Below are 2,552 nucleotides of genomic sequence, written 5' to 3'. Positions count from 1 at the left end.
AGACATTTTTTCGGCTTGAACAATTTGTGCCTGGGTTTGACGCAATTCCTCTAGGGCAGCCTCTAACTCAGCAGACTGCTGGCGAATTTGTTGCTCAGCCTGGTGGCGATCGCTCACATCCCGCACAATGATCAGTACATCATCCTGACCACAGGGAACAACACGAGCTTCTTCGTAGCGGAGGCTGCCATCGACTTCTATAGCATAGTCGTAGACCTGTGGCTGACCAGTTTGCAGTGCCAGATGAACGTAGCGCATCCGCTGGTGAGCATATTCAGGTGGTAAGACATCATAAATTTTGCTACCTACATAATTGTGGTTCGGATTGTATAGGTGCACGTGCTCAGACCGTTGTACGCTTAGGTACGTGCCATCCTGCCTCATGTGAATCAGCAAATCTGGAATCGCGCGCAGTAATGCTCGGTTCGTCAATTCACTCTGACGCAGAGCGTTTTCGGCATGGAGACGATCGCACGTTTCTAGGGCTAGAGCAGTCAAGTCTGTAATTGCCCGCGCAAACTGCTCGTCCTCTAAACTCCACTGGCGAGGAACACCCACCTGTTCAATACACAAAACACCAATAGTTTGTCCGCCAGAGCGGATGGGAGAGTCTAGCATGGATGTGATGCCTAATGGAGTTAGATAGTGGACAGAAAACTCGCAGGTTCTCGGATCGCGATGGGCATCATGGGCTGCAATGGTGAACTCTGTCTCTTCTAATGCTCGAAAATACTGAGGATAGTCTGCCACTGCTAAGAAAATACCAGCACTATGACGACGGGGTGATCGTTCAAACAAGTCCACGCACTCTAGCCGCGAACGATCGTCGGTATATAGCCAAACACTAGCGCGCTCAACATCAAGGGTTTTAACGACTGCTTCAGTTAGCCCTCTAACAGCACTGCGATAGTCTGTGTAAAGTGTTGGATCCTTAGCTAGTTGATTAAGAATGTAATTTTGCTGTTGTAGTCGCTCAGTTTGTTGATGTAGCGATCGTTCTGCTTGTCGACGAGCTTGAAGCGCTGCATCCAGGGTTCTAGCCAAAAAACCCACCTCATTATTAGGCATGGAACTTGGCAGCGAAAACACACCAGAGTCCTTGCTGGCTTGAATAGCCTGATTTAACTGCTGCAATGGCCTCTGGAGCGCCTGTTGGGCAACCCAGCTCAGAATACCAATTAACCCAGCAATAGTTACTAGGTGAATAGCCAGCGACTTGAGCAAAAATAGTCGAATCTGCCCATTCATCTCGTTGAGGTCTAGCACGACTACTAGCCAACCAAGTCCCCTAGTGGCAGTAGTTGCAAACATGGCGGTATCTAATGGCACAGCATGGGCCAATACTGGTTTACCATTGAGAGTTAGCTCAATGTAATGCTCTGTGTGATGCTCTGTGTTACTAGAGACAAGGCGTTGAAAGGATAGGGCCAGTTCTGGTGCTATAGCTATAGAATTCTTAGGATTAGTACTAGCTGCTGGAGCACTATCGTCAGAGTGACTGTTATAGGCAATAATACGTCCGTCAGGTGCAATCACCGTAGCACTAATGACATCTGGAAGTTCTGTGTAAGGGTGAAGAAAATCCTGAAGTTTCACCTTGGCACTAGGGTGGTCTAAAACACTAGCACTCTGTTTGTTAGCATTAATGTAACTAGAAATGTTCACGTAGTTTTCAATAGTCAAGCGTAAGGATCGAGTAATGGATGCAATTTCCTCTTCCTCTTCTTGTCTGAAGTGAGTACGCACATATTGATAGTTCAGCCCTAACGATACCAGCCCTGTGACAATCATGGCTATTCCTAGTGTGGTTGCTAGTTGCCTGAACAGTCTGTAAGGGCGTGCCGGGGTGTGAGTAGTCATTCGTTCTTTAATCAGCAAGACTTCAGTGTAATGAAAATCAAGCTACAGCAGTGCCTAAACGCCTAGATCAGCTAGGACGCTTGTAGTGAGAACCTAAGATCTAATTACAAGCCTCAATGGCAATGGCCTCGTAACCTTCTCTCTAGGTGCTACAGAACACAAGCTATCTGGTTACTTAAGATTAAGTTCAGTCAAATCAACTGCATTTCCTTTAAAGACATTGAATTATTTGATTCTTGATTAAAAAATTATAGACTCCGACTAGAGTATCAAACAAATTGTGACAAACTTGTGACAGCTAGATTATGAATTCAGATTTTTGCAGATTTCTAGCGTGAGAGTAGATTTTGGCTTATCTCCTAGTAGTGCTAGCAACCAACATTGCAACTGCCCCAGTAAAACCTGTTTCTGCGGGCTGTGGAGATTTCTCCTTTTGGCTTAGCTTCCGCAATCACAGGTGCTACTTCCTGAGCAGAGTTTTGCCAGTAGTAATGAGTGCTTCAAAGTCACTAGTGGGCAAGGGTCGGCTAAATAGAAACCCCTGCATGGCATCACAGTGGTGGTGGCGGAGGAAGGCAAGTTCTTGTTCAGTTTCTACTCCTTCGGCGATGACCTGTAGGTTGAGGTTATGTGCCATTTGGATGACAGCAGTAACGATCGCCTGGTTGCGAGCATCATTGGGCAGATTGTGG

The 2,552-nt window shown here is 46.5% G+C and carries 2 protein-coding genes; both read right to left on the bottom strand.

Translation table 11 applies throughout. The annotated features are described in order from the left end of the window. Positions 1–1,860 (bottom strand): GAF domain-containing protein (locus tag NZ772_17150; GenBank protein MCS6815284.1); only part of this gene is annotated, 1,860 nt, incomplete at its 3' end. 460 nt (positions 1,861–2,320) lie between these two features. Then, on the bottom strand, positions 2,321–2,552 hold a 232-nt coding region (locus NZ772_17145), incomplete at its 5' end, for an EAL domain-containing protein (protein MCS6815283.1).

This window comes from Cyanobacteriota bacterium (assembly GCA_025054735.1).
Lineage (GTDB): Bacteria > Cyanobacteriota > Cyanobacteriia > SKYG9 > SKYG9 > SKYG9.
Note: the sequence above shows the minus strand (reverse complement) of the source record. Positions and strands in the feature narration are given on the sequence as shown.